Consider the following 24,562-nt stretch of genomic DNA (forward strand, 5'->3'; position numbering starts at 1 on the left):
GCCGACTAGTCGGCCGCCTTCTCGCCGCCGCCGACCGCGTACGCCCGTGTCGCGTCGACCAGCGCGCGGCGGTACTCGCTCTCGTCGGGGTCGGGGCCGAGCGACGAGAAGCGGTGTTTGAACTCCGCGAGGCTGACCTCGGCCGCGTCGTTGGCGGCCGCGTGCGCGAGGTCGTAGAGCCGGTGGTCCGGTCCGACGAGGTCGTGGCGCTCGACCAGCGCCAGGGCGAAGGCGGCGTTGACCGCGGTCATCTCCGGGTCGGCGGTGCCGGTGAGCCGAAGGCCGTCGCGCTTCCGGGACGGACCGTCGCGGCCGGGGGTCGGTCGGTCGGCGACCGCGGCCGCGAGCTCGGACTCGAGGAAGGAGACGAGCTTGTCGGTCGGGCCGACTCGGAGCGTGATGTCGTCGGCGTAGATGTCCTTCATGTGGTTGGCGATCTGGTAGCAGTGGGCCACCCGGCTGCGCTCGACCGACTTGCCCGACAGCGCGAGGAACAGCACCTCCTCGGTCGACTGGGTGTGCGAGGGGTGGTCCTGCTCGTGGCGGGCCATGTGGGCGAACTCGTGGAGCGCGAGCTCGCGGGCCATCGCGCTGGTCGCGGCCTGCCGGGAGATGTTCAGGACGTGGTCGTCCGGGTGGGCGGTCCAGGTCCGCTCGTCGGGGTTCTCCCGGACGCGGACGCGGACGGGGAAGTCGAGGTCGTGCTCGGTCTCGAAGAGGTCGCGGGCGCGGAGAAACGGCGCGGCCGGACCGGGACCGTGGACGTGAACCTCCATGCGTATCTGTCACAGGGGTTCGTCGGACAAGACTCTTGCGCCGGAAGGCGGCGATTGACCGCGTTCCGGCGGTACGTACGCCGCTTCAGACCCGGCAACATTCTCCGCTACTACAGGCCGAACGGAGTCGGCACGACGCCGCTCTCGGCGCGGCGCTCGGCTCGGTAACGATGGGGTCTGGGCGACCGCGAACTACCCCGACAATAGCCCACACGCTCACTCGCGGCGAAACACTACGCTTTTCAACTTCCTGCAGGTAGAAGACCCATAATGGGAAGACGAAAGAAGATCGTCGAACAGTGCGAGCGACTGATGGACGAGCCGGAGCAGATCCGGAACATCGCTATCGCTGCGCACGTCGACCACGGGAAGACCACGCTGACCGACAACCTCCTCGCCGGTGCGGGCATGATCGCCGACCAGGGTGAGGCGACCCAGCTGATGATGGACACCGAGGAGGACGAGCAGGAGCGGGGCATCACCATCGACGCCGCGAACGTCTCGATGACCCACGAGTACGAGGACACCGAGCACCTCATCAACCTCATCGACACGCCGGGCCACGTCGACTTCGGTGGGGACGTGACCCGCGCGATGCGCGCCGTCGACGGCGCGCTCGTGGTGGTCGACGCGGTCGAGGGCGCGATGCCCCAGACCGAGACCGTGCTCCGACAGGCGCTCCGCGAGGGCGTCAAGCCCGCGCTGTTCATCAACAAGGTCGACCGACTCATCTCCGAGCTCCAGGAGGGGCCCGAGGAGATGCAGCGCCGGCTGCTCAACGTCATCGACGACGTCAACGAGCTCATCCGGGGCATGACCGAGGACATGGACGACGTCGAGGACTGGACGGTCTCCGTCGAGGAGGGGACCGTCGGCTTCGGGTCGGCGCTCTACAAGTGGGGCGTCTCGATGCCCTCGATGCAGCGCACCGGGATGGACTTCGGGGACATCATGGACCTCGAACGCGCCGACAAGCGCCAGGAGCTCCACGAGCGCACGCCGCTGTCGGACGTCGTGCTCGACATGGTCTGTGAGCACTTCCCCGACCCCATCGACGCCCAGCCCCGTCGTATCCCGCGCATCTGGCGCGGCGACGCCGACTCCGAACTCGCCGACACGATGCGGCTGGTCGACCCCGAGGGCGAGGTCGTCCTGATGGTCACCGACATCGGCATCGACCCCCACGCCGGCGAGATCGCGGCGGGCCGCGTGTTCTCCGGCACGCTCGAGAAGGGCCAGGAGCTGTACGTCTCCGGGACTGCCGGCAAGAACCGGGTCCAGAGCGTCGGCATCTACATGGGCGGCGAGCGCGAGGAGGTCGAGCGCGTCCCCGCGGGTAACATCGCGGCGGTCACCGGCCTGAAGGACGCCATCGCCGGCTCAACGGTGTCCAGCGTCGAGATGACGCCGTTCGAGTCCATCGAGCACATCTCCGAGCCGGTCATCACGAAGTCCGTCGAGGCGAAGAACATGGACGACCTGCCGAAGCTCATCGAGACGCTCCGGCAGGTCTCGAAGGAGGACCCGACCATCCAGGTCGAGATCAACGAGGACACCGGCGAGCACCTCATCTCCGGGCAGGGCGAACTCCACCTCGAGGTCATCACCCAGCGCATCGAGCGCAACCAGGGCATCCCGGTCAACACCGGCGAACCCATCGTCGTCTTCCGCGAGATGATCCAGGAGCCGACCGACGTCATCGAGGGCATCTCGCCGAACCGCCACAACCGGTTCTACATCCAGGCCCAGCCGCTGACCGAGGAGATCGTCGAGAAGATCAAGCTCGGCGACGTCTCGATGGACATGCCCGAGCAGGAGCGCCGCGAGGCGCTCCAGGAGGCGGGCATGGACAAGGACTCGTCCCAGAACGTCGAGCACATCCACGGGACCAACATCCTCATCGACGACACGAAGGGTATCCAGCACCTCAACGAGACGATGGAGCTCGTCATCGAGGGCCTCGAGGAGGCACTCGACGACGGTCCGCTGGCCGGCGAACCCGTCCAGGGGACGCTGCTGCGGCTCAACGACGCCAGGCTCCACGAGGACACCATCCACCGCGGTCCCGCGCAGGTCATCCCCGCGGTCCGCAACGCGGTCCACAACGCTCTCGTCCAGGGCAAGATCAGGCTGCTCGAGCCGATGCAGGACGTCCGCATCGACGTGCCCAACGAGCACATGGGCGCGGCGTCCGGCGAGATCCAGGGTCGCCGCGGCCGGGTCGACGACATGTACCAGGAGGGCGACCTCATGGTCGTCGAGGGCATCGCGCCGGTCGACGAGATGATCGGCTTCTCCAGCGACATCCGGAGCGCAACCGAGGGCCGCGCGTCGTGGAACACCGAGAACGCCGGCTTCGAGGTCATGGCCGACAACCTCCAGCGCGAGACCATCATGGAGATCCGCGAGCGCAAGGGCATGAAGCAGGAGCTGCCCGAGCCCGTCGACTACTTCTGACCGGCCCGCGCCGCGGTCGATCCCGGCCGCCGCTCCCGATTCTCGTTTTCTCTCTCGCACTGCCGTCGCGTACCGCGAACGCCCGTCGATTCAGACCTTCCCTGTCACGTATTACCACCCGTTCGCATCCGGCGTAGGTGGTGTATAACCAAGTCGCGCGGCGCCGTTCGTTTCGACTCCCCAGTCATGGACCCCGTCGTCACACTGCTGTGGGTCGGCCTCGTCGTCTTCCTCTGGGTCGGCGTCGTCGCGGGCATCTGGGCGATGCTGTCCGCGGGCGCGGAGTACCCGTCCGAGGTCTCGAAGGCACCCACCAACGAGTAGGCCGCGCCGGGCCCGCCTGGCCCCGGCCAGCGACCGCCGCGGCTCGGAGCCTCCCGGCGACGCACCTCGATCGCCCACCTGTCCTCTCCTCCACCGCTCCCCATCTCTACGGTCTGACCCGCCCGCACTCGCTCTACTCGGTCCGTCGCTCGACTGGCGTTCCTGACTGCGTCCTCTCTCAGCGCGCGCCTCGCAGGACGACGGTGGCCTCGCACGACGGACAGGTCGTCCGCTCGTCCGCGTCGAACGTCTCGCCGCAGAACACGCAGACGTGGTCGTCCGAGTCGGTACGTCGTCGGTCGGTCGAGTGGTCGTACGTCGCCATGTTCCAGCCGTCGGCGTCCCGGGATTTGAGTATGTGCTAACTAGTGCCACGGTATTCGATGACTTGGGTGGGCCTGTCTCCGCCTACGATCTCCGTTCGGACGGTTTCGGTCGTTTCGATGGTGCCCCTTCCCCCCGAGAAACCGCTCGACTGGCTACGGTCGGCCGACCGTCACCGCAGTTCGGCCAGTTTTGCGACCGCCTGAAGCCTTATGCTCGCCCGCGCGTGATGGAAGGGCAAGATGAGTGACGACGCGAGCGCCACCGACCCGCGGGCGTACACCGTCCGGCTCGAACTGGTAGACGAACCCGGCGAACTCCTGGGCGCCCTCGAACCCATCGCGGCCAACGGGGGCAACCTGCTGTCGGTGTTCCACGAGCGCGGGTCGGTCACACCGCGGGGGCGCATCCCGGTCGAGGTGGACCTGGAGTGTCCGCCCGACCGGTTCGACGCGCTCGTCGCCGACCTCCGGGACGCGGGCGTCAACGTCATCCAGGCGGGCGCCGAGCGCTACGGCGAGGAGGTGTCGGTGCTGCTGGTCGGCGACGTCGTCGAGACCGACCTCTCCGAGACCCTCTCGTCCATCGAGTCCAACGCCGACGCCTCGGTCACCGACGTGTCGCTCTCGGCGCCGGGCGGGACCAGCGACGTCGCCAGCGCCCGGCTCCGGCTCGCGGCCGAGGCCGGCGCGACCGGCCAGGCCATCGCGGCGGTCTGCGAGGTCGCCGAGCGCAAGGACCTGCGCGTGGTCGAACCCCTGACGGAACTGGAGGGGTCGGCGTGAACACCGGAAGACGTTCCCGCTCGGTCGCTCGCTCGCGCTCGCTCACCTCGCGAGCGTGCGACTTCCGAGATCACGCTCGCCACCGGGGGTGGCTCGCGTGAAGCTGGCGGTTCTGGGCGCCGGCGCGGTCGGCCGGTCGGTCGCCGAACTCGCCGGCGAGTACGGCCACCGTGTCACCGCGCTCGCCGACTCGTCGGGTGCCGCGGTGGACGACGAGGGAATCGACGTGGCCGCGGCGCTCGCCGAGAAGGACGAGTCCGGGCGAGTCGGGCCGGCCGACCCCGACGCCGCGCTCGACGCCGAGTACGACGTCCTGGTCGAGGCGACGCCGACGACGCTGGGCGACGCCGAACCCGGGTTCGGCCACGTCCGCGCGGCGCTCGAACGCGACCGTCACGTCGTGCTGGCGAACAAGGGGCCGGTCGCCGAGCGGTACGCCGACCTCCGCGAACTCGAGCGCGACAGCGAGGGGTCGGTCCGGTTCGAGGCGACGGTCGGCGGGGCGATCCCGGTGCTCTCGACCATCGAGAGCTACGACCCCGACACCATCTCGGCCGCCCGCGGCGTCCTCAACGGCACCGCGAACTTCATCCTGACCCGGATGGCCGGCGAGGGCCTGGGCTACGAGCACGTCCTCGCGGAGGCCCAGGACCTCGGCGTCGCGGAGGCCGACCCCTCCTTCGACGTGAACGGGACCGACGCCGCGCTCAAGTGCGTCATCCTCGCGAACGTGCTGGGCGACGAGGAGTACACGCTCGACGACGCCGAGGTCGAGGGCATCGCGGAGCTGCCGGGCAACGCGCTCGAACTCGCGGCCGAGGACGGCCGGACCATCCGGCTCATCGGCGAGGCCGCGCCCGACGGCGTCCGGGTCGGCCCCCGGCTCGTCCCGGAGAACGGCGTCCTCGCGGTCTCGGGGACGCGGAACATCGTCCAGCTCGAGACCGAGCACGCCGGCCGGCTCAACCTGAGCGGCCGCGGGGCGGGCGGTCCGGAGACCGCGACCGCGGTCCTCGCGGACGTGAACCGTCTCGACGACTGATTGGTCGGTAAGTCGACTGGTCGGGTTCGGCCGAGTCGACCGGCGGCCGGCGCGGGCCCGCCGACGGGTCGCCGTCCGATTCCTCTCACCGAGGAGACAATCGTGCGATGGTCTAGCAATAACCGCAAGACGGCGACGGGGTGGCCAGCATACCGTATCGAAATGGTTTTAACTGCTTCTGCCAAAAGATACCGACAGAGCGCGTCTGCGCGTGAGATACAATGAGCGAAGACAAACCGCACCAGAATCTGGCCATCATCGGCCACGTTGACCACGGGAAGAGTACGCTGGTCGGGCGACTCCTCTACGAGACGGGGAGCGTACCCGAGCACGTCATCGAACAGCACAAGGAAGAGGCCGAGGAGAAGGGCAAGGGCGGCTTCGAGTTCGCCTACGTCATGGACAACCTCGCCGAGGAGCGCGAGCGCGGTGTCACCATCGACATCGCCCACCAGGAGTTCGACACCGACGAGTACTACTTCACCATCGTCGACTGTCCGGGCCACCGCGACTTCGTGAAGAACATGATCACGGGCGCCTCCCAGGCAGACAACGCGGTGCTCGTGGTCGCGGCCGACGACGGCGTCGCGCCCCAGACCCAGGAGCACGTCTTCCTGGCCCGCACGCTCGGCATCAACGAGCTCATCGTCGGCGTCAACAAGATGGACGTCGTCGACTACCAGGAGTCCACCTACAAGGAGGTCGTCTCCGAGGTCAAGGACCTGCTCAACCAGGTCCAGTTCGACACCGAGGACGCGAGCTTCATCCCGATCTCGGCGTTCGAGGGCGACAACATCGCCGAGCGCTCGGAGAACACCGACTGGTACGACGGCAAGATCCTCCTCGAGGCCCTCAACAGCCTCCAGGCGCCCGAGCCGCCGACGGACGCCGATCTCCGGCTCCCGATCCAGGACGTCTACACCATCTCGGGCATCGGTACGGTTCCGGTCGGCCGCGTCGAGACTGGCATGCTGAACACGGGCGACAACGTCAGCTTCCAGCCCAGCGACGTGGGCGGCGAGGTCAAGACCATCGAGATGCACCACGAGGAGGTCCCGCAGGCCGAGCCCGGTGACAACGTCGGGTTCAACGTCCGCGGTATCGGCAAGGACGACATCCGCCGCGGCGACGTCTGTGGCCCGGCCGACGACCCGCCGAGCGTCGCCGAGACGTTCCAGGCTCAGATCGTCGTGATGCAGCACCCGAGCGTCATCACCGACGGCTACACGCCGGTCTTCCACGCCCACACGGCGCAGGTCGCGTGTACCATCGAGTCCATCGACGCGAAGATCGACCCCTCGTCCGGCGAGGTCGCCGAGGAGAACCCCGACTTCATCCAGTCGGGCGACGCCGCGAAGGTGACCGTCCGACCGCAAAAGCCGCTCAGCATCGAGCCGGCTTCGGAGATTCCGGAACTCGGCAGCTTCGCCATCCGCGACATGGGCCAGACCATCGCGGCCGGTCAGGTCCTCAGCGTCAACGAGCCATAACGCATGCAGCAAGCACGCGTCCGACTGGCGGGAACCAGTCCCGAAGACCTCGACGACATCTGCGACGACGTCCGCGAGATCGCCAACAAGACCGGCGTCTCGCTGTCGGGGCCCATCCCGCTTCCGACCAAGACGCTGGAGATACCCACCCGCAAGTCCCCCGACGGCGAGGGGACGGCGACGTGGGAGCACTGGGAGATGCGCGTCCACAAGCGTCTCATCGACATCGACGCCGACGAACGCGCGCTCCGCCAGCTCATGCGGATCCAGGTCCCGAACGACGTCTCCATCGAGATCGTCCTCGAGGACTGAGCGAACTCGACGAGTTCGCGAGGGTCGAGGGACCTCGTCCCTCGGAACTGAGCCGGCCGTCACCGCTGACGGGTCCCCGGTCCCGGACCCGCCGCTCGACCGGCGAAATTTCTCCGTTTATTCGATTCGGATAGCTGCGCAGGCGCGACCCTCCCCGGTCTTTTTGACCGCGCCGGCCGTACCGCCGCACGTGCGACCTCCGACGCGAGTGGTCCGGCGCAGTGGTCCAGTACCGGCTACCGACCGGTCTCTCACCGGAGGGAGCGACCCGTGAGCCACCGGTACGACGAGGTCGAGGCACCGAAACGCGAGTCGACGAGCGGGCTCGCCGGCAGTCCGACCGTCCAGACGCTGGTCGCGTTCCTGGTCGTCTTCGCGGTCCAGTCGCTCGTGGGGCTGGTCTCCCGGGGCCTCTCGCTCGGGCTGTTCGCGCTCGCGCCGCCGATCTCGGTCCGGCCGTGGACCCTGCTCGTCAGCGTCTACGCCCACGCCGGCGTCGGCCACCTCGTCTCGAACGCGGTCGTCCTCTTGCTGGTCGGGTTCGCGGTCGAGCGCGCGACGACGACGTGGCGGTTCCACGTCTTCTTCGCCGGCGTCGGGATGGTCGCGGGCGTCGCGCAGGTGGTCGTGACCGGCGCGCTATCGCCGGGTCCGGTTCCTGCAGTGCTGGGCGCCAGCGGCGCGGTCTTCGGCCTGCTGGGCTACCTGCTCGCGGGCAACCGCCTGACCGACGCGGTGCTCGGCTGGCTCCCGGTCCGTGGCCGAACCCGCGTCGCGCTCCTGCTCGCCGTCGCCGCGGCCGCGACCCTGCTCACCGCCCGGCCGGGCGTGGCGCTGATCGCCCACTTCACGGGCTTCGCTCTCGGCCTGCTGGCCGGCCGGGTCCGGCTCCTCCGGCCGTGACCGATGTTCCCCGCCGTGAGTCTCACCGCCACGCCGCCCCCGAAACATAAGGTTCTAATAAGTGGGTGCGCTACGAATTACTGCGTTCGCGGGCTCGTAGATCAGCGGTAGATCGCTTCCTTCGCAAGGAAGAGGCCCTGGGTTCAAATCCCAGCGAGTCCATGCGGCTGACGCCGCAACCGCAATTACCACACGGCGTCGGCATCCACGCTTTTGTTTAAGTCATACACGGTGCAAATCAGGAACGAACCTGCAAGGCTTGCTGTTCCCAATTGCACCCGTGTTGGTAGCGGCACCGTCACCGTCTGTTGGTGGCTACAATTACTGTCGGAATCTCGTGACTTAGGTGTTCCGGCGATAGTAGCGCATGACCAACGCGGAGAACACCGGGAAGCCCGGGGGTTCCGGTTAGAACATCAATCGATTCGCTATTCCACACACAACCGTTACTTCGACAGAGAATTTTGATGAAATTCGCCTATACTAAGGTGACAAAATACAAACAAAAATTTTAACCGTTTCAATTGTGTCTACTCTTGTGACTAAGTTCTCCGGTGGGTCATCCCTCTGAGCGGTGCGTGCAGGCTCGGTTCTCGAACAGAAGTTTCAGCCGAGATGTCGTCCACTTGGAGAACTTCAAAATCAAACAATGAGTACCATAGCAAGCAATAGCGGCGGCTCTCGTTTGGAATCGACTCCCTTTGTTGAATGGTCGAAATACAATGAGAACCGCTGGCGATATGAGGGTGACCCAAAGCCAGCATCAGAATCGGACATCTATAATCCTGATGCACAGAATGCAACCACGATTCGGTACGACATTGACTGTAAGCATGACCCAGAACAACGAAGAAAGTACAAACGGCTCTCAGAATACAACAGTGGGTTGAGGAACGGGCGGAAATGGACCAATGATAGATACAACACTAATCTTCTGAATCGGCATTTGATTCAGGCAATCGCTTCACAGGTCGGACTGAACCCATGTTACAAGCGAGAAGCCGAGAGGCTATTCCTTGGGTTTAACCTCCGGAAATTCGGGACAGATGCGGGTACCGTGGCATTCTGTACGTGCATCGCTGTAGTTGAGAACTCAGAGGAAAACGAGAGGAAATGCCATCCCTGTGTGCCAGACGAAAAGATGGACCTTGAGTTCAAGCGAGTTGCACGTGCTGAAGGTTACCAGAAGGGGGAACTCATTAGCCTGTACAACAAGGTCACTCAAGCCAAGGACAAGTACCGGGGGTGACCCCCCCTATATAAACCCTCTACCATTCTACCCCAACGGAGGGGCGGCGGAGGAGGGCAACGGTCACTTTCCCACTGACGGTATACAAAGCGGTTACCGTCGAGAACGGCGGCCACCGTCCGAGCCGAAGGCGAGGGGTGGCCGGATACAAGTTCAGTGACCTTTGACCCCGACAGCCCGCTCCGGTCTCTTCGCTCCCTCCGCGTCGGGCTTCCCGATGTTCCCCGCTAAACGGTTTCCGTCAGTGGTCACCCTGTATTGGTGGACCGGAACCGATAGTATGGAAGACGTTCAGAATGCACGGTTTTCCAGATTTCCACTCAACAGACAGTGACATAGAATCTTTTCATATATCGATTGGGGAAATATGCGTCAGTTTATTAATAACTGACGTTGTTCACACAACTGGATGTCATCGAACAACAAAACCCATCCGTTGTACGTGGCAATGATAAGCCTGTTTTTCACAGGCCTTTGGACCGATTTCGGATTTAACCCCGTTATCCGAGTGTCCGAACTTACCATCCGTACCGCCGCAGAAGCAACCGCTTACAGCCAGAATAATGCTTTCGGTGGTCAGTTTCCCGGTCCGGGTGAACTCATTGGTGTACTTCATACTGCCGCCCTATTGATAACGATTGGAGCAGTTCTCGCCTGTCTTCTTCATGGTCAACTTCTGGGACTGGCCGGAGGAGGAGTTACCTATCTTGCAGGAATCGCCATTCTTGATGCCCCTCAACTGGGTACCTTCCTGCTAATTGCAGGTTTCTTCCTCGGGACAGTAGGGTTGCTACTGAACGACTCAAATGGAGGGAGAGGTCGTGGCGGTCGTCCCGTTGCCGGTCGAGGAATGAGATAAGAGTATGTGGAACCCCGCCTGCTGAAGAAGACAGGTTACCGCTTCAATTCACCATGGGTTGATACCATTCTCTCTTATTGTACTGTCTCACCGTATCGCTTCAACACATCTGAGCTTAGCACGTCTTATTGTACTGTCTCACCGTATCGCTTCAACACATCTGAGCTTAGCACGTCTTATTGTACTGTCTCACCGTATCTCTTATTGTACTGTCTCACCGTATCGCTTCAACACATCTGAGCTTAGCACGTCTTATTGTACTGTCTCACCGTATCGCTTCAACACATCTGAGCTTAGCACGTCTTATTGTACTGTCTCACCGTATCGCTTCAACACATCTGAGCTTAGCACGTCTTATTGTACTGTCTCACCGTATCGCTTCAACACCGGTTCTACAGCACCACTTATCACACGACACTTCTCTTTTCTGCTATTGAACTGTAGCGGCGATACGGTATAATATGGAGTCGCTCTACCCCTCTGTATTGTACCTATATCCGAAATGGTTTAATATGCGCTTCTCATACGGTATGTATACATGGACGTTGACCGGTTCCAATCTGGCGGAATGCCCGGAGAGCTCGTAAACTCGGGGGGTGATATTGCCTTCAAACCTGACCCCCTTCCTCCTGAGCTTGAGATGGATGAGGAATTATTGGACGTGTTCGCAGAAGCGACTAACAACGTAGGTCAATTAAGCGGTGTTGGGAGACGTGTTGAGAACCCCAGTATGCTAATCAGCCCGTTTATCTACAAGGAGGCAGTCGTTTCGTCCGAAATTGAGGGTACACGAGTAACTCTTTCAGATGTTTATGAATACGAAGCAGGTCGAGAAAACAGTTCCTCTGGAGCCAGCCGTAATGAACTGAGGGAAGTTCACAATTACGTCAAGGCTGTCTTTCAAGGTATTGATGAGATGGAGGGCGGTATTAATCTTGACCTCATCCAAACCTTGCATAACACCTTAATGAGTGGCGTCAGAGGAGGAGACAAACAGCCGGGAGAGTTTCGAGATACACAGGTGTATCTCGGGAACCGAGGGGGGGACGCAAGATTCGTCCCGCCGCCACCTTCTGTAGTGCCATATGCAATGCAGAATTTAGAGACGTACATTCAAACTGGAGGGAAATATCAGCCTCTGATAGATATTGGTTTAGTACATTATCAGCTTGAGACTATTCATCCTTTTCGAGATGGAAATGGGAGAATGGGACGACTCTTAATCATGCTAATGATGTGTAATGACGAACTCTTGCCAGAACCATATCTGTATCCTAGTTCCTATTTCAATCGTAATCGTGAGGAATACACAGACAGACTACTCGCCGTAAGTCGAGATGACGCTTGGCAAGAGTGGTTGGTTTTCTTTTTGAAGGGTATCTCTCAGCAGGCAGAGGAGGCATTTAGTAGAGCTTCAGAACTACTCGATTTACGAGACGAATACCGAGACAGGTATCAGGACGAAGCGAACTCTGTCTCGCGTCTCTCAGTGGAGATATTCACGAAACCCTATCTGAAAGTTAACGAGGCAAAGGAAATGCTAGATATGACGTACAGAACGGCGAACAACGCGGTAAGCCGGTTGGAGGACGACGGAGTATTGGAGGAAATCACGGGACAAAATAGAAACCGAGTCTTCCGTGCGAAGGAGGTGTTCGAGATAATTCAGAAACCTGCAGACGAACTACACTATCGATAAAGGAAGACAGTTAGCAATTCACGGAACGACTTCACACCAAATTGGGTTGGCTCATTGACGATGTCGGAATACTGACCTACAAATCGTCAAGGTATTTCCGCCGGGTTTCCATCTGCTCGTCCTTCGACTGCTTGTTATAGTGCTTGTCAAGTACCTCCCTGCTTACGTCCATACGGTCGCTAATTACGTCCTTCGGCGTTTCCTCATTGAGCGAGTAGGTGATTGCTCCTTTCCGAAGCGGATGCGGTGAGAGCGACGTCGGGCACTTACAGGCGAGGTTGTAGGAGTTGGCTTCGCAAGTGTCCGGCTCTCGGTCGTGCGGGCACTCCTTCCCGATGTGACACGGACGGGTGGCCGTGTAGATTACCCGCTGAACGGTGGTGCGAGAGACGCGTGTATTCCTCGTTGCGAACAGTGGGCGGCGTCCGTGTTCGTCAAGCACGTCGGCGCGGTTCTCGCTGATGAAGTCTTTGATGACCGTCACCAGTTCGTCCTTGATGAACACGTTGCGTTCACCCTTCTCCTTGTTCTTCAGCGCGGTACCCGTTGTTGGGCGATGCCGGATACATAGTTTGTTTTCCTCCGGGTGGAAGTCCTTGAGGTCAAGTGCGAGAAGCGAACTGCTCCGCATCCCTGTATGCCACAGTGTGAAGAACACAGTGTGCCGTAGCGAAGCGTACTCGAACCGTTCGAGGTAATCGAGGATATCCTCGGCGTCGCTCGCTCGGATGAACGAATCGTTCACCTCCTCAGCGTCGGTCGTCTCGGGGATGACCACCTTCTCGCTGGCCCCCTCGGCAACGGCATCCACCTGCTCACAGAAGCGGATGAACTTCTTGATGGTCCAAAGATTGTGCTTCAGGGTGATTTGCTTCACCTGCTCGCTCCGCCACGTTCGGAAGTCGGCTAACGCCCGTCCGGTCGCGTCGTTCATGTTGGTAACGTCGCGCTCGTCACACCACTGCTTGAACACCTTGAGGTCGGACTTGATGTTCTGGAGTGACTTCTTTGTCACTTCGTCTTCGCGGCTGGTTAGATACATCTCAACGGCCTTCTCCGGTCGGAGTGGTTCGAGGTTCGTCATGGTTGGCTGTCGTAGGTGACCACCAACCAGACGGGACGGTTACCGCGTGTGGCTCCGGGCAATGGTATCGCCCGTCCTTCCGCTTGCGGTGCGGTGAGGCCCGTCGGGTTCAAATCCCAGCGAGTCCACTTCCGTCCTCGTTTCACTCGACCGGTCAGCGGACTCGCTGACCGTCGCGAACGACCGCGTTCGCTCGGTCCCAGCGAGTCTCCTACATTCTGTGCGAGCTACCGGCGAACACACGTAGTACTCGCCGCTTCAGGCGAGGCAAACTCGTTACGACGAGTGTATCGGACCCTCGGAAGTCGGACGCCCGCAGGGCGACCCGAACTGTAGCGACTACTCCTTCGGAATCGCCCGCGTAGCGGTCGCCTTGAAGGTGACGACGACCTCGTCGCCCGGCTCGAGGCCGAGCCGTTCGACGCTGTCCTGGGTCACCCGGGCGTGCAGCGGGACGTCGGCGCCCGCGTCGACGGCGACGAGAGCGACGGTCTCGCCGCGGTCGACGTCGAGCACGTCGCCGGCGAAGCGGTTCCGGGCGCTGGTGGCGTCGGGTTCCGGCGCGTCGTCGGGCGCGTTGAGCGTGACCGCGTCGGCGCGGAGCCACACCTCCACTGCGGCGCCGGGGGTGACTCCCTCGGGGACGAGCACCTGGAGCGCCCCGGCGGACGTCTCGACCGCGGCGAACTCGCCGTCGCGCTCGCGGACCGTCCCGGGGAGGGCGGTGCGCGCGACGTCGACGACGCCCGACAGCTCCGCCTGGAGGCCGTCGAACCGGACGAGCAGCTCCTCGGCGGTCTCGGTGAGCCGACTGCCTCCGCCGCCCGAGCCGCCGCGCTCGCGCTCGACCAGCGGCCCGAACCGGTCCTCGAGTTCGACCAGGCGTCGCTGGGCGTGGGAGTACGACCGCCCGAGCCGGTCCGTCGCCTGGTTGAGCGACCCCGTCTCGTCGATGGTCCGGAGCAGCGTCGCGTCGCGCGAGTCGAAGGCGAGGTCGCCCGCGCCGATCTGGACCTCGAAGCCGGCCTTCCTCTCCATACGGCCGGGTACGACGACCGTCGGGAAAACCATTCCGAGGTGCTGGTCGACGGGCCGCTGCCGTCGCTCGGCGTGCCGACTCGTCGGGCGCTGCGCAGTCCTCCTCGACTCGCCTGCTCGCCCTCAGTCGCGGTCGACCGGCGGTTCGATCTCGACCGCGCCGTCCCAGTAGGCGGTCACCAGGCAGCCGTTGTACGAGAAGGTGAGACGGCCTCCGCCGGGCCGCACGTGCGCGTTCGGCGTCGGCGCGTAGAGCCTGTTGAGCGCGTCGGGGTCGATGACCTCGTACAGCGGCGAGAGGTCGGTGGGGTCGGTCTCCAGCACCGACGCCACGGCGCTGACGATGGTCTCGCTCAGCTCGTCGTCGCTCGCCCAGTCGTGTTCGACGCGGTGCGTCGCTGCGCCGTCGGTCGCGCCCGTTTCATTTTCAAATGTGCTCCCCATAATTAATACCGTACTCGGGGCATTCTTCGCTCCAGGTAGTTCAATGTATCGGCCGAACCCCAGGAACTGACGACGTCGGGACGGGTCGTAGCGGTATCACGTCGCGACACCCGACCTCTCGGGGCGCCGGACCTACCAGTTCCGGTCAGCAGAAAGCCTATAGACCGCCCGCAACAGCCACCGAGTGGAGACAGTCGCCACCGCCGATCAGCCTACCTTCGCGCTACCTTCGCGCTGTCCGCCCGGGCTGGCACCCCGAACCACTACCCAACTGGACCCCGCAGCTTCGTTCCTCCGGCACCGCTCCCGCTCCCGCTCCGCCGAGCCGTCACTCCGCGCCGGGTCGGGACCGCGTCGCCCGGGCGGCGACCGTTCCTCTCCGACTCCTTCCCCCGTCGGTTCACGCCCGACCCTCCTCCCGCTCTGTCGCCGTCAGACGCCCGTCGTACGCCGAAACACAGGGTTTACCACAGATGAACGTAAGGGTCAGCACAATGAGTCTCAGGTGTTCGCTGCTGGGTCACAGCTACGGGGACGCGGAGATCGAGCGAGAGCGCGAAGAGCAGGGGAGCGAGGTCGTGGTCACCGTCCGGGAGTTCGAGGAGTGCGAGCGGTGCGGCGACCGGCGGGTCGTCACCGAGAACAAGGAGGTCACCGCCATCGAGACGCCCGCACCGAGCGGGGAGTCCGCCGAAGGGGACGCGGCCGCGGGGGCGTCGAACGTCGATGGCGCGAACGGGAGTTCGAGCGCCGGCCCGGACGCGAGCACCGGCCCGGACGCGACCCCCGATCCCGACTCGCCGTCCGGCCCCGACGCGGGCGTCGGCCGGACCGGGGGCGGCCACGACGCCGAGATCATCACCGACTCGCCGAGCTCCGGGGACCCGTCGGCGCCGGACTCGGACGGATCGCCTTCGTCGGACGCCGGCGCGGCGGCGGACGCTTCCGGCGGCGACGGCGCCGACGCTACCGCCGACCCGGAGGGCGCCGACGCGGACGTCGACGCCGGACCGTCGGCGGCCGAGGACGACGGCGTGATCCTCGACGACGACGGCGGTGCGGACTCGGGCGACGACGCACGGACGGCCGGCGAGTGGCCCGAGGCCGACACCACCCACCCGGCCGAGACCGACGAGAGCGGGGCGACCGAGTGGCCCGACGTCGGCCGCGAGGACGAGGGGTACGACGCCGAACCCGACGACGGCGAGCGCACGGACGTGGAGTTCGGCGGCGGCCTCACCCCGGAGTCGGCCGGCCCGGCCGACGGGGAAGACGAGGAGGTCGAGTTCGTCAACGCCGAGGGCGACACGTTGCAGGCTCGCGACGCCGGCGGAAGCGGGCCCGAGCTCTCGTCGGGCATCTCGGCCGGCGCGGAGGCGCCGAGCCTGTCGGGGCCGGCCGACGACCCCGACCTCGACGCCGAGTTCGTCTGTCCCGAGTGCGACTACCGCGCGAGCGTCTCGGGGTCGTCGCTCCGGGCCGGCGACATCTGCCCGGAGTGCGCCCGGGGCTACCTCGCCCAGGAGTGACGAATTCACCGACGAGTAACGGGTCGGTTTCAGGCGACGGAAGCGTCGGATTCAAGAAGGAGAACGACGCGAAAAGGGTTTACACCACCCTGTCCAATGGGCGATTACCATGAAAGAGTACAAGATGCGACGCGGCGAACACCTGGACGACCGCGTCCCCGACATGAAGGCGAAGATCGAGGAGTTCTTCGGCGAGGTCACCGGGACCGAGGAGCACAACGGCCACGAGCTCTACGTGGTCGAGGACCCCGACAACCCGGTCTTCGACAAGATACTGGCCGGCGCGGCCGAGTACAGCGGCAAGAAGGACAAGCTCGCGGTCCACTTCGAGGAGCGCGACGCCGAGGACGTCATCGCCGAGGGCAACGCCGACGCGGCGGCCGACGCCGTCGACAAGAAGAACACCTTCCTGCTGGAGGCCACCGGCCGGGACGCCAAGGCCCGCCGCGACTCCATGAAGCGGCAGGTCGAGGACGACGCCGAGAAGCCCGACGGCGTCTCGTAGTCCCGTTCGCGAAACCGCCTTCTCTCTATTCGACGGCGTTCCGACGGAGCGACGGGTATCCGCGCTCGAAAACAGAACTCAGAAGTGGTCGCTATCGGGCGACCCCTCGCCCCGGCCGCCGCGGCCGCCCTCGTTGCGGTCGATGCCCATCACGCTCTCGGGCTGGTCGATGTCCCAGTCGCCGGTGCCGTCGTCGGCGACACGGACCGTCACGTCGTCGACCTCCTCGAAGTCCTTCGCGAGGTCGAGCTTGATGTTCTGGGCGGTCCGCGGGCTGATGGCGCAGCCCGAGCAGGCGCCCCCGAGCTCGACGACGACCTCGCCGCTGTCGGGGTCGGCCTTCTGGACGGCGCTCTCGCCGCCGTGCATGCTGATGATGGGCATCTGGCCGGTGAGCCAGCGCTCGACCCGGGTCTGCAGGGAGTCGTCGTCCTCGGTCATTGAGAGTGGGTAGGAGCTACGGGGATTAGGACTTTGGGTTTATCCGCGGAATCGCCGCCACGCGCCCGCGCCGAGCAGCCCCGCGAGCGCCGCTCCGACGCCGAAGCCGGGGACGCTGCCCCCGGCCGCGCCGGACCCGGGTTCCGATTCGGACCCGTCGGTCGCGGTTCCGTCGGTCGTGGTGTCGTCCGCGAACGCCGCCTGCCCGCTCGTGGTCCGATTGGCGGTCTCGGCGGCCTCGGTCGTCAGCGACGGGGGATCTCGCTGCTGGTCCTCCTCTATCGGGAAGGTGTAGAGCCCGCCCATCCCGTTCTCGTCCCGGCCCATGCTGCTGGCGACGTAGAACCCCTTGGTCGCGCGCTTGGCGGTCCAGAACGACGCCTCCTCGGGCCGGCGCCACCACGCCAGCTGCCGGGGGTTCGCCGGGTCCGAGATGTCGTGGATCTTCACGCCGCCCTGGTACCACGAGGTGAACAGCCGGTCGCCGACGATGTCGAAGTTGTGGGCGGTCGTCCACGTGCCGTAGAACGAACCGGGCGAGCGCGGCGCGTCGATGGTCGAGAGCCGGGTCGGGTTCGTCGCGTCCGAGACGTCCCACAGCTCGACGCCGCCCGGCCCGCCCTCGCCGTCGACCTGCCACGCCTCCTCGTTGACGCCGAGCAGATTGCCGTCGTCGCTGGTCATCGCGTAGTGGTCGTTGCCCGGCAGTCGGAGGACCTGCCGCGCCTGCTCGGGGAGTTCCCGGAGCTCCGCCGGCGACCGTCCGCCGATCTTCGCGACGAACGACGGGTCCGACGGGTCGCTCACGTCCGCGATGTAGGTCCCGGCGTCCCAGTGGGCGAGGTACGCCCGGTCGTTCCGGACCCACACGTCGTGGACGGTCCAGAGGCTGGCGGGAACCTCGCTCCACGCCGCGTTCCGATCGGTGATCGACCACCGGCCCACCTCCTCGGGCGTCCCGCCGCTCACGTCGACCATCACGAGCGCGTTGGTGTCCTCCATGTTGGCCGTGAGGTAGACGACGCCGTCTCGGATGAAGCAGTTGTGGATGGGGAACCGGGTCTCGTGGAAGGCGACCCGCTCGGGGTCGGCGGGGTCGCTCACGTCGTAGAGGACGAACCCTTGAAGCACGTCCCCGCGGAGCGGGTCGGCCGGCCCGGCCGCAATCAGGCGGTCGCCCTCGACCTTCACGTCCTGGACCAGCCGGAGCGGCCCCGTCTCCCGACCGGACAACAGATTCTGGGCTCGGAAGACGACTCGCGGGTCGCTGGGGACCTGGACGTCGACCGTCGCGAACCCGTCGGCGGTGGCGACGTACGCGAAGTCGCCGCTCGGGTCGGGGACCGCCTCGCGGGCGTTGGTGACGGAGACGCTGCCCAGCGGCCGGTACGGACCGGGGTGGGCCGTGGTCGTCTCGACCGCGCCGGCCGGCCCGACCGTCGCGAGTGCCATCGCGCCGCCGAGCCCTCGCAGAAACGAACGCCTGTCCATGCCGGAATTCACGGGACGGAGCCGCATAAATGGGCGGGCGCCGGGAAGCGGGGGTTTCGTAACGCTTCGGGCTCAGACCGCCAGGCTCGTCCGGTCGCCCGTGCCGCCGGTCAGGGCGCTGGCGATGGCCCCCTTCAGCACCACGTCGTCGCCGAGGTTGGTCAGCTGGACGTCGGGGACGTTGTTGAACACGAGGTCGTCGAGCCGCTCCCGGATGGGGTCGACCACGAGCGCCTCGTTCTTCAGCGCCACCGCGCCGCCGACGTAGATCACCAGCGGGGCGTACGCCTGGGCGATGTTGGTCACGCCCAGCGCGTTCCAGTGGGCGACCTGCTCGACCACGTGGTCGGCGAACTCGTCGTCGCCCGCCCGCTCGAACACGTCCGCCGCGGAGAAGTCCGGGTCGTCGAGCGGCAGGTCGGTGTCGAGTCGGCCGGCGTCCTCGGCGAGGAGTCCGGCGTACTCGGGGATGTTCTCGCCCGAGCAGTACGCCTCCCAGTGGCCCTCCCGGCCGCACCCGCAGGTGCGCCGGCCCCGCGGGTCGACGACCATGTGGCCGACCTCGCCCGCGTTGCCGTCCCAGCCCGCGAGCACCTGGCCGTCGACGCAGACGCCCGCGCCGATGCCCGAGGAGATGGTGAGGTACACCATGTCGTCGGGGTTGCGGTCGCTGTAGAACCGCTCGCCGATGACGCCCGCGACGGTGTCGTTGTGGAGGTACACCGCGTCGCTGTCGATGAGCTGGCCGACCGGCCCCGTCAGCGGGATGCGGTCGATGGTGTCCGGGAGGTTCGCCGGGTTCTCGACCGCGCCCTCCGCGAGGTCCAGCGGGCCGATCGAGCCGATGCCCGCGGCCGCGATCTGGGTCGGGTCGACGTCGGCGGCCGCGCACGCCTCGCGGAGACACTCCAGGACGGCCTCCGTGATCGCGATGCCGGTCGGGCCGTTGGGCGTGTCCGCGCGGTGGACGCTCACCACGTCACCCTCGTCGTCGGCGACTGCCGCCCTGACGTTCGTCGCACCGAGGTCGACGCCCGCGTAGTACGCCATTCACCCCGGTTTGACGGCCCGGTCGCACTTAACTACAAGCATTTACTCGACGGCGAGTATGGCACTCCGTGGCGCGGTTCGGGCCGCTCGCCTGCGACACCGTTATAGGAGGGTATGAGTTAACAATTAACATGCGAACCGGAACCGACGACGCGGCGGACGACGACCTCTCGGACGCGGAGGTCGAGGCGCTCCACGAGGTCGAACTCGGGGTCGAGTGGCTCCACCGGGCGCACGGCCACCTCGTCGAGTTCCACCACGCGACCGGCCACGCGATGGACCACCTCGCCGCGGCCGAGGACGACCTGCGCGCGGCCGGGTACGACGACCTCGCCGACCGCCTGCGCGACGATTTGCTCCCCCGCGGCGTGGTCGGCGACACGTGGTCGTACGGCGTACTGGAGGCGTTCCAGGACGGGCCGCTCGCCGACGCCGGGTCGTTCGGCGCCGACGCCCGGGAGTCGGTCGCCGGCGGCCGTCGCCACGTCGCCGAGCGCCGGCAGGAGCGCGAGTGGAAGGGCCGGGCCGAGGAGTAGGGCGCGGCTACCGCCGAGTCCCCGGTCGAACGGTCGCCATGCAGACGCGCGACCACTCCCCGCTACGAAGTCGTCCCAGCTACGGAGTCGTTCGAGGCGTCACTCACCCCGCACGAACGTCACCGGGCAGGGCGCGTTGAGCATCACCTCCTGGGCCGTGCTGCCGAAGACGGCCTTGCCCGCCGGCGAGCGCTTCCGGCCGCCGACCACGACGCGGTCGGCCTCGACCTCCTTCGCCAGGTCCACGATGGTCTCGCCGTGCTCGCCGACCCGGCCCCGGACCGCGTACTCGACGCCGGCGTCGTCGAAGGCGTCGGTGAGCCGCCGGACGGTGGCGTGACGCTCGGCCACCTCGTCGGGGTCGATCTCGCCCGCGGGGTCGTAGTCGAGGTTGCTCACCACGCCGTCGAACTCCTCGTCGGTGAACACGTGGGCCAGCACGACCCGCGCGTCCGTCGGTTCCGCGACCTCGACGACTGTCCGCGCCAGTTCCTCCGTGCGGTCGGCGTCGCCCGGCCCGACCGCGAGCAGGATGGTCTCCAGTGCCATACCCGAACGACTACCTTCCTGATATTAAGGGTGCGTGGCCGCGACGAGTCTCGCGCGCTCGCGTCCGTGGCTCCGGCGCGCGGCCGTTCGCGCTCGCGCCGCCGCCCGAACGTGTCGTATCGCTGACTCACTCCTTATCGCGGAACCGCGAGGCTCCGCCCAAGCCTCAACGCAGAAATACGACGACCCCGAATCCCCCGACATGATCCGACCCGACTTGGACGGCCGCGTCGCGCTCGTGACCGGGAGCGCGACGGGCGTCGGCAGGGAACTGCTGCTCGAGCTGGCCGACAGCGGGGCGTCGACCGCGGTCCACTACCGCTCCAGCGCCGACGACGCCGCGGACGTGGCGGACGCGGCCCGCGACCGCGGCGCGCCGGCCGCGACGACGGTGCAGGGCGACGTGACCGACCCCGACGACGTGGACGCGATGTTCGACGCGGTCGAGGACGATCTCGGCGCAGTGGACGTGCTGGTCAACAACGTCGGCCCGTTCGCGCCCCGCCACTGGGAGGAGATCTCCTTCGAGCAGTGGAACACCGTCCTCCAGGCCAACGTCAACGGCACCTACCTCTGCTGCAGGCGCGCCCTGCCGGCGATGCGCGAGGAGTCGTGGGGCCGCATCGTCAACGTCGGCTACGCGAGCTCCGGGAAGGGCCTCGTCAGCCCGAAGAACGCGCCGTACTTCATCGCCAAGCAAGGCGTCCTGATGTTCACCCGGATGCTCGCCAACGACACCCAGCACGACGGCATCACCGTCAACGCGGTCTCGCCGTACGTCGTCGAGAACTCCGACGAGTTCCCCGAGGAACTGCCCCGGGACCGGCCCGCGGACTTCGCGGACGTGACCCAGGCGATGCTGTTCTTCCTGGACGAGGACAGCGACTACATCAGCGGCGAGAACGTCGAGGTCGACGGCGGGTGGCTGCCCGAGACGGTGTGACGTCGCCGGCCAGGGTTCGCGGATTGACGCGGCCTCAGACGATAGCAACGCGCACGTAGTACCACGTCCCGTCGTACCGCACTGCCCGCGGACGGTCGTCGTCGTGGAACGAGAACGGGTTCGACTCGTCCGGCGCGACCTCCACCGACCCGCCCGAGAGGGCCTTCTCGAACACCTGCTGCCGGGACTCCGAGAGGTCCTCGAAGACGACCGTCTGGCGGTCCGGCCACTGGGCGTGGCGACTCCGGTTCTCGTAGCGGTCGACCGAGACGAACTGGGTGCCCGTCGGGGGCGCGTCCTCTGCCGACGCGCCATCGTCGCCGGGTAGTCCGCCGGCGCAGCCCGCGAGGACGAGGAGGCCGGCGAGCGCCAGGGGACCGAGTCGGGCGTCCATGCCGGCCAACTTCCCGGCCGGCGAGCAAGTGCTTTGTGCCGATTCCGGGACGTGACTCGATGGCTACCGGTCGCACGCCCCGCCGCGCATCACGGGTCCCCGGCGTCCCATCGCTTCCGCTCGGGCGACCAGCCCTCCCGGCCCTCGCTCACCCGGTGGGCCTCGTCGAGGAGCGCCTCCTGATTGCGCACCACGTCGGTCGTCGTGAGGATGCCGACCAGTTCCATCGACTCGACCACGGGGAGCTTCTTCACGTCGCGGTCGCGCATCGTCTCGACCGCCTTCCGGAGGGTCGTCCCGGGCGCGATAGTCGCCAGCGACCCGGTGGCCGCCTTCGCCACCGGAATCTCGGCGAACGGACGCTCCGCTAGGTAGCCGGCCTTCAGCGCGTCGGTCTCGGTCAGGATGCCGGCGGGCGTCCCGTCGCGCGTGACGACGACGCTGCCGACGCCCTCCCGGAGCATCCGCTCGACCGCCTCCCGGAGCGAGGCGCCGGCGTCGACGGTCACCACCTCGTCGGACATGGCCTCTCGAACGAGCATACCGGGAGGTGTCGCGGGGGGTACGTGGTTGTTTGGGTCGTCGTTACGACCCCGACAGCAGCTTCCTGAGGTGCTCCTTCGAGAAGAAGGAGGTGGGCTTGTCCATGTGGACGCCGATTTCGCCCGAGAACGCAGACAGCCCGGCGTGCTGGACCGACTCCGGTAGCGAGTAGGCCCGGCGTATCCAGTGGCCGAGCTTGATCTCGGTGCTCAGGTCGTCGCGCCACGCGTCCTCGTAGTCCCGCAGCGTCGCCGGGCGCTCGGGGTCGATCTCGCGGGCGGCGTGGTCGGCGGCGGTCATGCCGTAGAGGATGCCGCCGCCGGTGAACGGCTTGGTCTGTGCCGCCGCGTCGCCGACGAGGAACCCGCGTCTGCCGGTCACGGTCTCGGCCGGCCCGACCGGAATCATGCCGGCGCAGAAGTCGACGGTTTCGACGTCGTAATCCGCGGTGAACTCCCCGAACAGGTCGTTTGCCGAGGGCTCGGAGCCCGGCGGCGCGGCCAGCCCGTACTCGACGCCGGCCTCGCCGCGGGGGATGCGCCAGGCGAAGAAGCTCGGGGCGGTGAGGTGGACGTCGACGTAGTCGCCCGGGTCGTCCTCCTCCGAGAAGGCGAGCACGCCCTGGAGCTTCTCGCCGGGGTCGGGCAGGCCGAGCTCGCTCCGGACCCGCGACACCGGACCGTCGCAGCCCGCGACCATCCGGGCCTCGAACGTCTCGGTGCCGTCGGGCCCGTTCGCGGTCACCTCGACGCGGTCGGGCTTCTCCTCGACCGACGAGACGCTGTGGTCCTCCCGGAGGTCCGCGCCGGCCTCTCGGGCGGCCTCGGCGAGCCGGCGGTCGAGCCCCACGCGGTCGATGACGTTCGAGACGGCCTCGCGCTTGTAGAACGGGTAGTCGTCGCTTCCGGGGCCGCCGACGTGGAAACGCGCGCCGTACACCTCGTTCTGGAGGAGTTCCTCGCGGGCGCCGTCGGGCGCGTACTCCCAGATGTCGGTGCTGACGTGGCCCGAGCACGCCAGCGGCTCGCCGACCGTGCCCCGCTCGAGCGTCAGCACGTCGTACCCCCGTTCGGCCGCCCGTCGGGAGAATCGCGACCCGGCCGGACCTGCCCCCACGACTACGAAGTCGTACATCGCTCGAGCGTACTACTCGTTCGCCCAAGTAATCACCGTTCTGGCCTCCCGCGGCCGCGGTCACTGCTCGACGGACCGCGGACTACTGTTCGACGTTCGGCGGCGCCTCCTGTTGGGCGAGCTGTCGCCGACGAAAGTAGTGGGTCGCCGCCGAGAGCGCGAACGCCGCCACGATGAGAATCCCCCAGACCTCGTCCGGAATCGCGTCGAACGGCGGGACGCCGAACAGGTCGCCGACGACCAGGACCGCGCTCACGACCGCGAGCGCGAGGTAGTAGCGGATCCACGGGAACTCGTCCTGGGGCCGGAGGTACCCCTCCAGCTGGGCCGCGTTGTCGGACAGCTCCACGACCCCCCGGTTCTGGTTGTAGTCCACGATGCCGGCGTCGGCCAGCTTCGGGAGGTGGGTCTGGTACAGCGAGGTGTAGACGGACTTGCGCTCGTTCGCCGACAGCCCCTCGATGGTCGTGTCGTTCTCCCAGGCCGCGACCTGTTCGGCGAGTTCGCTCAGCTCGACCGGCCGGTCCTGCTGCTTCAAGTAATGCAGCGTGTATCGCCGTCGCCGGTTCTTCAACACGTCGAAGATGAGATCTTCGGACAGTGTCTCCCGTTCCGGTGAATTGTCAGCCGAACTCATACTACCGAAGTCGCTCAATCGCTT

The 24,562-nt window shown here is 66.0% G+C and carries 27 protein-coding genes and 1 tRNA gene; 15 read left to right on the plus strand and 13 right to left on the minus strand.

The features are described 5' to 3' along the window. Nucleotides 1-5: 5 nt before the first annotated feature. Complete coding sequence (locus DVR07_RS00100; RefSeq protein ID WP_115794762.1) at nucleotides 6-776, minus strand: DUF5781 family protein; 771 nt, start codon at nucleotides 774-776, stop codon at nucleotides 6-8. 270 nt (nucleotides 777-1,046) lie between these two features. Here DVR07_RS00100 and DVR07_RS00105 point away from each other — a divergent pair, with 270 nt between their 5' ends. Next, nucleotides 1,047-3,233 carry an elongation factor EF-2 gene (locus tag DVR07_RS00105; RefSeq protein ID WP_115794763.1) on the plus strand — a complete coding sequence of 729 codons (2,187 nt, stop codon included), beginning with the start codon at nucleotides 1,047-1,049 and terminating at the stop codon, nucleotides 3,231-3,233. A gap of 186 nt (nucleotides 3,234-3,419) precedes the next feature. Beyond that, nucleotides 3,420-3,557 carry a hypothetical protein gene (locus DVR07_RS21240; RefSeq protein WP_162829383.1) on the plus strand — a complete coding sequence of 46 codons (138 nt, stop codon included), beginning with the start codon at nucleotides 3,420-3,422 and terminating at the stop codon, nucleotides 3,555-3,557. A 178-nt stretch (nucleotides 3,558-3,735) separates the two neighbouring features. On the opposite strand, the gene DVR07_RS21245 is transcribed toward DVR07_RS21240, so the two are convergent. Beyond that, entirely contained in the window at nucleotides 3,736-3,882 is a 147-nt protein-coding gene (locus tag DVR07_RS21245; RefSeq protein ID WP_162829384.1) for a hypothetical protein, read from the minus strand. A 241-nt stretch (nucleotides 3,883-4,123) separates the two neighbouring features. Between DVR07_RS21245 and DVR07_RS00110 the strand changes: the two genes are divergently transcribed. The 9 genes from DVR07_RS00110 to DVR07_RS00140 all read left to right on the plus strand — a co-directional run bounded on the left by DVR07_RS00110 (nucleotide 4,124) and on the right by DVR07_RS00140 (nucleotide 12,220). Further along, entirely contained in the window at nucleotides 4,124-4,666 is a 543-nt protein-coding gene (locus DVR07_RS00110) for an amino acid-binding protein (RefSeq protein ID WP_115794764.1), read from the plus strand. A gap of 97 nt (nucleotides 4,667-4,763) precedes the next feature. After that, nucleotides 4,764-5,708 (plus strand): homoserine dehydrogenase, encoded by a 945-nt coding sequence (locus DVR07_RS00115; protein ID WP_115794765.1) that lies wholly within the window; start codon nucleotides 4,764-4,766, stop codon nucleotides 5,706-5,708. 221 nt (nucleotides 5,709-5,929) lie between these two features. Further along, nucleotides 5,930-7,198 (plus strand): translation elongation factor EF-1 subunit alpha, encoded by a 1,269-nt coding sequence (tuf, locus tag DVR07_RS00120; protein WP_115794766.1) that lies wholly within the window; start codon nucleotides 5,930-5,932, stop codon nucleotides 7,196-7,198. A 3-nt stretch (nucleotides 7,199-7,201) separates the two neighbouring features. Next, nucleotides 7,202-7,510, plus strand: coding sequence for a 30S ribosomal protein S10 (rpsJ, locus tag DVR07_RS00125; protein ID WP_115794767.1), 309 nt, complete (start codon nucleotides 7,202-7,204; stop codon nucleotides 7,508-7,510). A gap of 270 nt (nucleotides 7,511-7,780) precedes the next feature. After that, the gene (locus tag DVR07_RS00130) at nucleotides 7,781-8,413 is read left to right on the plus strand and encodes a rhomboid family intramembrane serine protease (protein ID WP_115794768.1); all 633 of its coding nucleotides are present in this window, start codon (nucleotides 7,781-7,783) and stop codon (nucleotides 8,411-8,413) included. A 90-nt stretch (nucleotides 8,414-8,503) separates the two neighbouring features. Further along, nucleotides 8,504-8,575: transfer RNA gene (locus DVR07_RS00135), tRNA-Ala, on the plus strand. Between the two features lie 487 nt (nucleotides 8,576-9,062). Beyond that, nucleotides 9,063-9,662, plus strand: a complete 600-nt coding sequence (locus DVR07_RS21250; protein WP_162829385.1) for a hypothetical protein — start codon at nucleotides 9,063-9,065, stop codon at nucleotides 9,660-9,662. Between the two features lie 409 nt (nucleotides 9,663-10,071). Beyond that, nucleotides 10,072-10,521 carry a hypothetical protein gene (locus tag DVR07_RS21255; RefSeq protein WP_162829386.1) on the plus strand — a complete coding sequence of 150 codons (450 nt, stop codon included), beginning with the start codon at nucleotides 10,072-10,074 and terminating at the stop codon, nucleotides 10,519-10,521. Nucleotides 10,522-11,059: 538 nt separating this feature from the next. Further along, a complete protein-coding gene (locus DVR07_RS00140; protein ID WP_115794769.1) occupies nucleotides 11,060-12,220 on the plus strand; it encodes a Fic family protein in 1,161 nt (386 codons plus the stop codon). 76 nt (nucleotides 12,221-12,296) lie between these two features. Here the strand turns inward: DVR07_RS00140 and DVR07_RS00145 are convergent, their stop codons facing one another. The 3 genes from DVR07_RS00145 to DVR07_RS00155 all read right to left on the minus strand — a co-directional run bounded on the left by DVR07_RS00145 (nucleotide 12,297) and on the right by DVR07_RS00155 (nucleotide 14,786). After that, nucleotides 12,297-13,304: a tyrosine-type recombinase/integrase gene (locus DVR07_RS00145; RefSeq protein WP_115794770.1), complete on the minus strand. Its 1,008-nt coding sequence runs from the start codon at nucleotides 13,302-13,304 to the stop codon at nucleotides 12,297-12,299. A 339-nt stretch (nucleotides 13,305-13,643) separates the two neighbouring features. Further along, nucleotides 13,644-14,342 (minus strand): TOBE domain-containing protein, encoded by a 699-nt coding sequence (locus DVR07_RS00150; protein ID WP_115794771.1) that lies wholly within the window; start codon nucleotides 14,340-14,342, stop codon nucleotides 13,644-13,646. A 123-nt stretch (nucleotides 14,343-14,465) separates the two neighbouring features. Next, on the minus strand, nucleotides 14,466-14,786 hold the full coding sequence (locus tag DVR07_RS00155; RefSeq protein ID WP_115794772.1) for a HalOD1 output domain-containing protein: 321 nt from the start codon (nucleotides 14,784-14,786) through the stop codon (nucleotides 14,466-14,468). Between the two features lie 494 nt (nucleotides 14,787-15,280). On the opposite strand from DVR07_RS00155, the gene DVR07_RS00160 reads away from it, so the two are divergent. Beyond that, nucleotides 15,281-16,315, plus strand: coding sequence for a DUF7093 family protein (locus tag DVR07_RS00160; RefSeq protein ID WP_115794773.1), 1,035 nt, complete (start codon nucleotides 15,281-15,283; stop codon nucleotides 16,313-16,315). A 109-nt stretch (nucleotides 16,316-16,424) separates the two neighbouring features. Beyond that, nucleotides 16,425-16,820 carry a DUF5611 family protein gene (locus DVR07_RS00165; protein ID WP_115794774.1) on the plus strand — a complete coding sequence of 132 codons (396 nt, stop codon included), beginning with the start codon at nucleotides 16,425-16,427 and terminating at the stop codon, nucleotides 16,818-16,820. A gap of 78 nt (nucleotides 16,821-16,898) precedes the next feature. On the opposite strand, the gene DVR07_RS00170 is transcribed toward DVR07_RS00165, so the two are convergent. From DVR07_RS00170 to DVR07_RS00180, 3 genes are all read right to left on the minus strand, one after another. Beyond that, nucleotides 16,899-17,261 (minus strand): NifU family protein, encoded by a 363-nt coding sequence (locus DVR07_RS00170; protein WP_115794775.1) that lies wholly within the window; start codon nucleotides 17,259-17,261, stop codon nucleotides 16,899-16,901. A 39-nt stretch (nucleotides 17,262-17,300) separates the two neighbouring features. Continuing rightward, a complete protein-coding gene (locus tag DVR07_RS00175; protein ID WP_115794776.1) occupies nucleotides 17,301-18,752 on the minus strand; it encodes an LVIVD repeat-containing protein in 1,452 nt (483 codons plus the stop codon). Nucleotides 18,753-18,824: 72 nt separating this feature from the next. Further along, a complete protein-coding gene (locus DVR07_RS00180) occupies nucleotides 18,825-19,802 on the minus strand; it encodes an ROK family protein (protein WP_115794777.1) in 978 nt (325 codons plus the stop codon). A 131-nt stretch (nucleotides 19,803-19,933) separates the two neighbouring features. Here DVR07_RS00180 and DVR07_RS00185 point away from each other — a divergent pair, with 131 nt between their 5' ends. After that, a complete protein-coding gene (locus DVR07_RS00185) occupies nucleotides 19,934-20,338 on the plus strand; it encodes a hypothetical protein (RefSeq protein ID WP_115794778.1) in 405 nt (134 codons plus the stop codon). Nucleotides 20,339-20,437: 99 nt separating this feature from the next. Here the strand turns inward: DVR07_RS00185 and DVR07_RS00190 are convergent, their stop codons facing one another. Beyond that, the gene (locus DVR07_RS00190) at nucleotides 20,438-20,887 is read right to left on the minus strand and encodes a universal stress protein (RefSeq protein WP_115794779.1); all 450 of its coding nucleotides are present in this window, start codon (nucleotides 20,885-20,887) and stop codon (nucleotides 20,438-20,440) included. Nucleotides 20,888-21,089: 202 nt separating this feature from the next. Between DVR07_RS00190 and DVR07_RS00195 the strand changes: the two genes are divergently transcribed. After that, nucleotides 21,090-21,830, plus strand: coding sequence for an SDR family NAD(P)-dependent oxidoreductase (locus DVR07_RS00195; protein ID WP_115794780.1), 741 nt, complete (start codon nucleotides 21,090-21,092; stop codon nucleotides 21,828-21,830). Between the two features lie 34 nt (nucleotides 21,831-21,864). Here DVR07_RS00195 and DVR07_RS00200 read toward each other — a convergent pair whose 3' ends face one another. The 4 genes from DVR07_RS00200 to DVR07_RS00215 form a co-directional block, all read right to left on the minus strand. Then, nucleotides 21,865-22,224 (minus strand): hypothetical protein, encoded by a 360-nt coding sequence (locus tag DVR07_RS00200; RefSeq protein WP_115794781.1) that lies wholly within the window; start codon nucleotides 22,222-22,224, stop codon nucleotides 21,865-21,867. A gap of 89 nt (nucleotides 22,225-22,313) precedes the next feature. Beyond that, nucleotides 22,314-22,766: a CBS domain-containing protein gene (locus tag DVR07_RS00205; RefSeq protein ID WP_115794782.1), complete on the minus strand. Its 453-nt coding sequence runs from the start codon at nucleotides 22,764-22,766 to the stop codon at nucleotides 22,314-22,316. A gap of 43 nt (nucleotides 22,767-22,809) precedes the next feature. Continuing rightward, nucleotides 22,810-23,901 (minus strand): geranylgeranyl reductase family protein, encoded by a 1,092-nt coding sequence (locus DVR07_RS00210; protein ID WP_115794783.1) that lies wholly within the window; start codon nucleotides 23,899-23,901, stop codon nucleotides 22,810-22,812. 82 nt (nucleotides 23,902-23,983) lie between these two features. Next, nucleotides 23,984-24,538, minus strand: coding sequence for a DUF7344 domain-containing protein (locus DVR07_RS00215; protein ID WP_115794784.1), 555 nt, complete (start codon nucleotides 24,536-24,538; stop codon nucleotides 23,984-23,986). Between the last annotated feature and the right edge of the window lie 24 nt (nucleotides 24,539-24,562).

The sequence above is a fragment of the Halorussus rarus genome (assembly GCF_003369835.1).
Taxonomy (GTDB): Archaea; Halobacteriota; Halobacteria; order Halobacteriales; family Haladaptataceae; genus Halorussus; species Halorussus rarus.

Bases quoted from the DNA above. Each gene is read 5' to 3' on its own strand.
- rpsJ (WP_115794767.1), top strand. From the start codon at position 7,202: ATGCAGCAAGCACGCGTCCGACTGGCGGGAACCAGTCCCGAAGACCTC.
- DVR07_RS00140 (WP_115794769.1), top strand. From the start codon at position 11,060: ATGGACGTTGACCGGTTCCAATCTGGCGGAATGCCCGGAGAGCTCGTA.
- DVR07_RS21240 (WP_162829383.1), top strand. From the start codon at position 3,420: ATGGACCCCGTCGTCACACTGCTGTGGGTCGGCCTCGTCGTCTTCCTC.
- DVR07_RS00105 (WP_115794763.1), top strand. From the start codon at position 1,047: ATGGGAAGACGAAAGAAGATCGTCGAACAGTGCGAGCGACTGATGGAC.
- DVR07_RS00200 (WP_115794781.1), bottom strand. From the start codon at position 22,224: ATGGACGCCCGACTCGGTCCCCTGGCGCTCGCCGGCCTCCTCGTCCTC.
- DVR07_RS00175 (WP_115794776.1), bottom strand. From the start codon at position 18,752: ATGGACAGGCGTTCGTTTCTGCGAGGGCTCGGCGGCGCGATGGCACTC.
- DVR07_RS00100 (WP_115794762.1), bottom strand. From the start codon at position 776: ATGGAGGTTCACGTCCACGGTCCCGGTCCGGCCGCGCCGTTTCTCCGC.
- DVR07_RS21250 (WP_162829385.1), top strand. From the start codon at position 9,063: ATGAGTACCATAGCAAGCAATAGCGGCGGCTCTCGTTTGGAATCGACT.
- DVR07_RS00165 (WP_115794774.1), top strand. From the start codon at position 16,425: ATGAAAGAGTACAAGATGCGACGCGGCGAACACCTGGACGACCGCGTC.
- DVR07_RS00110 (WP_115794764.1), top strand. From the start codon at position 4,124: ATGAGTGACGACGCGAGCGCCACCGACCCGCGGGCGTACACCGTCCGG.
- DVR07_RS21245 (WP_162829384.1), bottom strand. From the start codon at position 3,882: ATGGCGACGTACGACCACTCGACCGACCGACGACGTACCGACTCGGAC.
- DVR07_RS00210 (WP_115794783.1), bottom strand. From the start codon at position 23,901: ATGTACGACTTCGTAGTCGTGGGGGCAGGTCCGGCCGGGTCGCGATTC.
- DVR07_RS00195 (WP_115794780.1), top strand. From the start codon at position 21,090: ATGATCCGACCCGACTTGGACGGCCGCGTCGCGCTCGTGACCGGGAGC.
- DVR07_RS00155 (WP_115794772.1), bottom strand. From the start codon at position 14,786: ATGGGGAGCACATTTGAAAATGAAACGGGCGCGACCGACGGCGCAGCG.
- DVR07_RS00150 (WP_115794771.1), bottom strand. From the start codon at position 14,342: ATGGAGAGGAAGGCCGGCTTCGAGGTCCAGATCGGCGCGGGCGACCTC.
- DVR07_RS00190 (WP_115794779.1), bottom strand. From the start codon at position 20,887: ATGGCACTGGAGACCATCCTGCTCGCGGTCGGGCCGGGCGACGCCGAC.
- DVR07_RS00185 (WP_115794778.1), top strand. From the start codon at position 19,934: ATGCGAACCGGAACCGACGACGCGGCGGACGACGACCTCTCGGACGCG.
- DVR07_RS00170 (WP_115794775.1), bottom strand. From the start codon at position 17,261: ATGACCGAGGACGACGACTCCCTGCAGACCCGGGTCGAGCGCTGGCTC.
- DVR07_RS21255 (WP_162829386.1), top strand. From the start codon at position 10,072: ATGTCATCGAACAACAAAACCCATCCGTTGTACGTGGCAATGATAAGC.
- tuf (WP_115794766.1), top strand. From the start codon at position 5,930: ATGAGCGAAGACAAACCGCACCAGAATCTGGCCATCATCGGCCACGTT.
- DVR07_RS00145 (WP_115794770.1), bottom strand. From the start codon at position 13,304: ATGACGAACCTCGAACCACTCCGACCGGAGAAGGCCGTTGAGATGTAT.
- DVR07_RS00205 (WP_115794782.1), bottom strand. From the start codon at position 22,766: ATGCTCGTTCGAGAGGCCATGTCCGACGAGGTGGTGACCGTCGACGCC.
- DVR07_RS00215 (WP_115794784.1), bottom strand. From the start codon at position 24,538: ATGAGTTCGGCTGACAATTCACCGGAACGGGAGACACTGTCCGAAGAT.
- DVR07_RS00180 (WP_115794777.1), bottom strand. From the start codon at position 19,802: ATGGCGTACTACGCGGGCGTCGACCTCGGTGCGACGAACGTCAGGGCG.
- DVR07_RS00160 (WP_115794773.1), top strand. From the start codon at position 15,281: ATGAGTCTCAGGTGTTCGCTGCTGGGTCACAGCTACGGGGACGCGGAG.